We start from the raw sequence: 6924 nt of genomic DNA, 5'->3' as shown, positions 1-6924 counted from the left end.
CGAGTCGTCGAAGCGCATGCGACGAAGTCGCGAGTCTCGACGACTCGGACGCGAGACACCAGGGGGCCGCGAACACGCAGCGCCGAAGGCGCTGCCAAAGACAGAGACTCAGAAGCGCGGGTGCTCGCCGACCAGTACTGCGCGGACCGCGTCGGCGTCCTTGGCCTTCTTGACGGTGCCGAGGGTCCAGCAGGCGATGTGCCGTGCCGTCAGCACGGCCAGGGCCCGGTCGACGTCCTCGGGCGCCACCACGGCAACCATGCCGACACCCATATTGAAGGTCTTCTCCATCTCGACCCGGTCGACCCGGCCGCGCTGCGCGATCATCTTGAATACCGGTGCCGGATTCCAGGTGCCGCGATCCAGTTCGGCGACCATGCCCGCGGGAATCACCCGGCCCAGATTCGCGGCCAAGCCACCGCCGGTGACGTGTGCGAAGGTGCGCACATCGGTTTCGGCGATCAGCGCGAGGCAGTCCTTGGCGTAGATGACCGTCGGCTCCAGCAGCTCCTCACCGAGGGTGCGGCCGAACTCCTCGACGTGGCCGGTCAGCGACATCCGGTCGATATCGAGCAGCACCTTGCGGGCCAGGCTGTAGCCGTTGGAGTGCAGGCCCGAGGAGCCCATGGCGATCACCACATCGCCGGGACGCACCCGGTCCGGACCGAGCACCGAATCGGCCTCGACCACGCCGACACCGGTCGCGGACAGGTCGTAGTCGTCGGGATCCATCAGGCCGGGATGTTCGGCGGTCTCGCCGCCGAGCAGTGCGCAGCCCGCCCGCACACAGCCCTCCGCGATACCGGAGACCAGTTCGGCCACCTTCTCCGGGACGACCTTGCCGATGGCGATGTAGTCCTGCAGGAACAGCGGCTCGGCGCCGCAGACCACCAGATCGTCCACGACCATGGCGACCAGGTCGAGGCCCACCGTGTCGTGCTTGTCCATCGCCTGGGCGACCGCGATCTTGGTGCCGACCCCGTCGGTGGAGGCCGCGAGCAACGGCTCGCGGTAGCCGCCCTTCAGTGCGAACAGCCCGGCGAATCCGCCGAGCCCACCCTGCACCTCGGGTCGGCTGGCCTTCTTCGCCAATGGCCCGAACAACTCGACTGCGCGGTCACCTGCCTCGATGTCCACGCCGGCTGCGGCGTAGGAAGCACCGGCACCACTGGGGGTCTGTTCAGTCATTTTCGGGGAGAGCTCCAAACCGAATCGGCGGATAGATGCCAGCTCACGCTACCGGAGCCGGATAACAATGCCGCAGCAGATCCGCCTGCTCCCCGCCGCCGACGCTCATTCGCCCTGCTCTGTCGCGAACAGGGCCGCCGTTTGCGCACGCCTGCGTCGCTGCTCCACCGGATCGGGCACCGGCACCGCGGCGACCAGTCGCCTGGTGTACTCCTGCTCCGGACGACGCAGAATGCGATCACGATCGCCCTGCTCGACCACCGCGCCGTTGCGCAGTACCACGATCCGATCGGCCAGCTGGTCGACGACCGCCAGATCGTGGCTGATGAACAGGCAGGCCCAGCCGCACTCCTGCTGCAGCTGACCGAACAGCTCCAGCACCGCCGCCTGCACCGAGACGTCCAGCGCACTGGTCGGCTCGTCGGCCACCAACAGGTCCGGATCGAGGACCAGCGCTCTGGCCAGGCTGGCGCGCTGTCGTTGGCCGCCGGACAGTTCGTGCGGATAGCGGCGTTCGGTGCCCGCGGGTAACTGCACGTCATCGAGAAGTTTGCGGACTCGCGCCCGGATCTCCGCCGAACTGCCCGCCTTGTGCACGATCAGCGGTTCCGCCACGCAGTCGCCGACGGTGAGCCGCGGATTCAGCGAGCTGGCCGGATCCTGGAAGACGAATCCGAAGCGGCGGCGAATCGGTCGCAGCTGCCGCTGGGACAGCTCCGCGATGTTCTGTCCGCGCACCTTCACGACCCCGGAGCTCGGGCGCTGCAAGGCCGCGACGCAGCGGCCGATGGTCGACTTTCCGGAACCGGATTCGCCGACCAGGCCGAGGGTTTCGCCGGGCCGGATGGACAGGCTCACGTTGTCCACGGCACGGAACGGCGGTCGGCCGAAGGGTCCGGGAAACTGCACCACCAGATCGGTCACCTCGAGCACCGGCTCGCCTGCGACGACCTCCTCGACCGCACCGTGCTCCAACTGCTCGGTGCCCAAATGCGGAACGGCCGCGAGGAGTTTGCGGGTGTACTCCTGCTTCGGCGCCGCGAACAGCTCGTCCACCGGCGCCTGCTCGACCACCTTGCCGTCGCGCATGACCACCACCCGGTCGGCTATATCGGCGACCACGCCCATATTGTGCGTGATCAGCACGATGGCACTGCCGATGCGATCGCGCAGATCGCGCAGCAGTTCCAGGATTTCGGCCTGCACGGTGACATCGAGTGCGGTGGTCGGTTCGTCGGCGATGATCACCTTCGGCTCGCAGGAAATCGCGATCGCGATCATCACGCGCTGCTTCTGGCCGCCGGAGAGCTGATGCGGGTAGTAGTCCACCCGATGCTCCGGATCGGGCAGGCCGACCATGCGCAGCAGTTCGATCGCCCTGGCCTTGGCGGCCTTGCGGCTCATATCGCTGTGTGCCCGCAATGCCTCCGCGATCTGATAGCCCACCGTGAACAGCGGGTCGAGTGCACGACCCGGCTCCTGGAAGATCATCGAGATCGCGCCGCCGCGCAGAGCGGTGAGCTGCCGCTCGCTCATCGAGGTGACCTTGTCCGCGCCGAGGGTGACCAGGCCATCGACTCGAGCGGTATTCGGCAGCAGTCCGATCGCGGTGCGCGAGCTCACCGATTTACCGGAGCCGGATTCCCCGACGATGGCGAGCACTTCGCCGGGATACACCTCGTAGGAGACATTGCTGACCGCGTAGACCGGACCGGCGTCGGTGGCGAAGGTGACCGACAGCGATTCGATGGACAGCGCCGGGGGTTTGGTCTCGGCGACCGCTTCCGTCATTGCGATACTCCTTCCCCTGTTGAACTGTCTTTATCTGCGGCGCTACCGCTTTCGCGCAGATCCAGTTCAGCTGCGGTGAGTTCCGTTGCGGGAACCTCTTTTTCGAGGGCGGTGTCGCTGGCGACGGTGGCCGGGCTGAGTGCACGACGGGTGCGCAGCAGCGGATTCAGCACCTCGTTGAGACTTTCGCCGACCAGTGTCAGCCCGAGCACTACCAGCACAATGGCTGTACCGGGAAAGATGCCCGTCCACCAAATGCCATTGGAGACATCGGAAAGCGCCTTATTGAGGTCGTAACCCCATTCGGCGGCCTGGGTCGGTTCGATACCGAAACCGAGGAAGCCGAGCGCGGCCAGCGTCAGGATGGCATCGCCCGCGTTGAGGGTGACGATCACCGGCAGCGACTGGGTGACGTTGGCGAGTATGTGCCGGAACATGATTCGAGTGGTGGACGCACCGGTGACCCTGGCCGCGTCCACATACGGTTCGTTCTTCACCGCGACGGTCGCATTGCGAACCACCCGAAAGTATTGCGGCACATAGATCGCCGTGATCGCGACGGCCGCCGACAGCACGCCGCCGAAGCTGCTCGACTGCCCACCAGCGACCACGATGGACACGACGATCGCGAGCAGCAGGGTCGGGAACGCGTAGATGGCGTCCATGAACAGAACGAGCACCCGGTCGAGGGCGCGTCCGATGTAGCCGGACACCAATCCCAGCGGTACCCCGACGACCAGTGACATCACCAGCGAGATCGCGATCACGAACAGCGCGGTTCGAGCACCGAAGATCACCCGGGACAGCACATCCTCGCTGCGCACCGACGTGCCGAACCAATGCTGACCCGATGGCGGTTGCTGTGCGACGAACGCGACACCGTCCGAAGAGTTCTGGGCGAGCCCGTACGGTGCGATCAGCGGCGCGAAGATCGCCACGAATACGAATACCGCGACGAGGCCGAGTCCGACGATCAGCGTCACCCGCTGCAATCCGGCGGTCATGGTGAACAGCCGCAATCCGGGGATCCGCCTGCGCTTCGTCGGCGGCACCGGTGGCATCACCAGTGGTTCGTTCGCCAATTCCGGAGCGGTCATCAGAACCTCACTCTCGGGTCGATCAGCGCGACGATGACATCCACCAGGAAGCTGATGACCGCGACGGCCAGCGCCAGGAACGCGACAATCCCCTGCACCGCGATGAAGTCGCGTTGATGCAGGTATTCCGCGAGCTGATAACCCAGTCCCTTCCATTCGAAGGTGGTTTCGGTGAGCACCGCACCGCCGAGCATCGTCGCGATATACATGCCCATCACCGTGATGATCGGAATCATCGCGTTGCGCACCGCATGTCGCCCCGTCACCACCCGCGCCGAAAGTCCGCGTGCCCGTGCGGCATCCACGAATTCGCTGTGCAACGTCTGGATCAGATTGACGCGCACCAAGCGCAGGAAGATGCCCGCTGTCAGCAGACCGAGTGCGACCGCGGGCAATATCGCATGCTTCAGCACATCGATCAGATAGCTATTGTCCCCGTAGAGGATTGCATCGACCACCATGATGTTGGTCTTCGGCGAAACATGCTGCAGTTGCAGCTCGACGGGAGTGCTCGCCCGGCCGGCGACCGGCAGCCACTCCAGCTTCACCGCGAAGATCAGCTTCAGCAGCAGACCGACGAAGAACACCGGCGCCGCGTACGCCAGGATGGCGAACAACCGCAACCCGGCGTCGGCCGTCGAATCACGGTGTGTCGCAGCATATCTACCCAGCGGCACGCCGACCGCGAAGGCGACGAGCAGGGCCCAGAACACCAGTTCCAGAGTGGCCGCGCCGTAGGTTGTCACCACCTCGCTGATCTGCCGATTGTCCTGGGAGTGACCGAAATCCCCGTGCATCAGCCCGGAGATGTACTCCCAGTACTGGGTCAGGATCGGCCGGTTCAAACCGGCGGCTTCCTTGCGCACTTCGATCTGTTCCTGGGTCATCCGTCCGCCCATCGCGGCGCTGATCGGATCGCCGATCACCCGCATCAGGAAGAACACAACGGTGACCAGGATCCACGCCGTCGGCAGGATCAAGATCAGTCGAATCACCAAATACCGCAACAACGCCAGCTGCCGGGAATCCCCACTCGACTTCCCGACCCATGGCAGCCCGAAGCGCCGGGCCCGATCCGGCACCTGCTTTTCAGCAGTGGTAACAGATTCGGGCCCGGCTTCGCCTGATGTCACTTGCTCAGCACCGTGTACCGGAACTTGAACGACGCGTCGAGTGTGTCCGACACACCCTTGACGCTCGGATTCGACACCGCGATCTGCTTACCGGACAGCAGCGGCAGGGTCGGCAGGTAGTTCTGCGCGAGATCCTTCTGTACGTCCTCGATCAGCTTGATGCGCTTGGTCTTGTCCTGCTCGGTCGTCTCCGCGGTGAGCTGCGCGGTGATCTTCGGATCCTCGAAGTGCGATTGCAGGAAGTTGTTGGGCGCGAAGAACGGGGTCAGGTAGTCATCGGCGTCCGGGTAGTCCGGGAACCAGCCGAAGTGATAGAGCGGGTAACCGTCGCGGGCCCGTTCCTTCTGGTAGGTAACCCATTCGGTGGATTGCAGATTCACCTTGAACAGCCCGGTCGACTCCAGTTGCGATTTGATCGCCGCATACTCCTCGGAGCTGCTCGAACCGTAGTGATCGGGGTTGTACTGCAGGTTCAGCTCGACCGGTGTGGCGATGCCCGCACCGGAGAGGAACTTGGCCGCCGCATCCTTATTGGGCTTGGCCCCGTAGAGGTCCTTGAGCGGCTCGGCCGCACCCGGCATACCTTGCGGCACAAAGCCGTACGCGGGCTGATAGGTGTTCTTGTAGACGCCCTCGGCCAGCGCGGGTCGGTCGATCGATGAGGCTATGGCCTTGCGCACCGCCAGCTTCTGCTCCGGGGTGCCGCCCGGCATGGTGTTCAGATTGAAGACGATGTAGCGCAGCTCGCCGCCGGGCCCGTCCTCCACCTTGACCTTGCTGTCCTTGCGCAGCGATTCGATATCGGTCGGCGTGAAGGATCGGTACGCGACATCGAGCGCACCGCTCTGCAGATCGAGCTTCATATTGTCGGAGGTCGCGTAGTACTTGGTGGAGACCTGCGATGTCTTCGGCGTGCCGAGGATGCCCTTGTAGTCCGGGAACGCCTGGTACTCGACCAGCTTGTTCTTGTCGTAGCTAGCGATCGTGTACGGGCCCGAGTAGCCCTTGGTCTTCACTACGTCCTCATCCGGCAACACCTTGTCGGCCGGGAAGACCTTCTCGTCCACGATCGGACCGGCCTGGGTCGGCAGGATCGCGGGGAAAGTCTGATCGTTGGCGACCTTCAAGGTGAAGTTCACTGTCAGGTCGTCGGCGACCTCGGTCTTCTCGAGATTGCCCAGCAGCGAGGCGGGACCGTTCGGGTCGTTGATGCCCAGCATGCGATCGAAGGAAAACTTGACGCTCTTGGCGGTCAACGGATTCCCATTGGCGAACTTCAGCCCGGACTTCAGCTTGCAGGTGTATACCGTCGGCGAGCTGAAATCACACTTCTCCGCGGCGTCCGGCTTCGGGGTGGCATCGCCGGGCGCGAAATTCAACAGATACGAATAGATCTGGGTTTCGACCAGCAGCGAACCGTTGTCGTAGGCGGCCGCCGGGTCGAGCGAGAAGATCTTGTCCGTGGTGCCCGCCACCAGACCGGCCCCGTCACCACCCCCACCGGTGCGCCCGGAACCGCATCCCGCGATCGCCGAGACGGCCAGCGCCGCCATCCCGACCGCCGCGATTCGTCGCGTCCGGTCCCCTCGCCCAGGCTTGTTCGAAACCCTCATCATCAGGCCCCACTTCTCGAGCGCGCCACGCCGCGTGTGCTGGATCACAGGACGGCGGCGGACACGGTGAACTTCCGATATGTCGGGCACCGTACCCAGGAT

The 6924-nt window shown here is 64.7% G+C and carries 5 protein-coding genes; all 5 read right to left on the bottom strand.

The window, feature by feature from the left end; all coding sequences use genetic code 11:
- Nucleotides 1-108: 108 nt before the first annotated feature.
- Nucleotides 109-1188 (bottom strand): phosphoribosylformylglycinamidine cyclo-ligase, encoded by a 1080-nt coding sequence (gene purM / locus ACIBW7_RS39755; RefSeq protein ID WP_063044470.1) that lies wholly within the window; start codon nt 1186-1188, stop codon nt 109-111.
- Between the two features lie 105 nt (nt 1189-1293).
- Entirely contained in the window at nt 1294-2979 is a 1686-nt protein-coding gene (locus tag ACIBW7_RS39750) for an ABC transporter ATP-binding protein (protein WP_397055714.1), read from the bottom strand.
- Nucleotides 2976-4040 (bottom strand): ABC transporter permease, encoded by a 1065-nt coding sequence (locus tag ACIBW7_RS39745; RefSeq protein WP_397055738.1) that lies wholly within the window; start codon nt 4038-4040, stop codon nt 2976-2978. The genes ACIBW7_RS39750 and ACIBW7_RS39745 overlap by 4 nt, the downstream gene beginning before the upstream one ends.
- Before the next feature lie 35 nt (nt 4041-4075).
- Nucleotides 4076-5086 carry an ABC transporter permease gene (locus tag ACIBW7_RS39740; RefSeq protein ID WP_397055736.1) on the bottom strand — a complete coding sequence of 337 codons (1011 nt, stop codon included), beginning with the start codon at nt 5084-5086 and terminating at the stop codon, nt 4076-4078.
- 119 nt (nt 5087-5205) lie between these two features.
- On the bottom strand, nt 5206-6762 hold the full coding sequence (locus ACIBW7_RS39735) for an ABC transporter substrate-binding protein (protein ID WP_397055734.1): 1557 nt from the start codon (nt 6760-6762) through the stop codon (nt 5206-5208).
- Nucleotides 6763-6924 lie beyond the last annotated feature (162 nt).

Origin of the sequence: Nocardia sp. NPDC049526 (genome assembly GCF_044465765.1) — a bacterium.
GTDB lineage: Bacteria > Actinomycetota > Actinomycetes > Mycobacteriales > Mycobacteriaceae > Nocardia.
This window is presented reverse-complemented; position numbering and strand designations above follow the sequence as displayed.

Coding starts and splice junctions, on each gene's coding strand:
- purM (WP_063044470.1), bottom strand. CDS start 1,188: ATGACTGAACAGACCCCCAGTGGTGCCGGTGCTTCCTACGCCGCAGCC.
- ACIBW7_RS39750 (WP_397055714.1), bottom strand. CDS start 2,979: ATGACGGAAGCGGTCGCCGAGACCAAACCCCCGGCGCTGTCCATCGAA.
- ACIBW7_RS39735 (WP_397055734.1), bottom strand. CDS start 6,762: ATGGCGGCGCTGGCCGTCTCGGCGATCGCGGGATGCGGTTCCGGGCGC.
- ACIBW7_RS39745 (WP_397055738.1), bottom strand. CDS start 4,040: ATGCCACCGGTGCCGCCGACGAAGCGCAGGCGGATCCCCGGATTGCGG.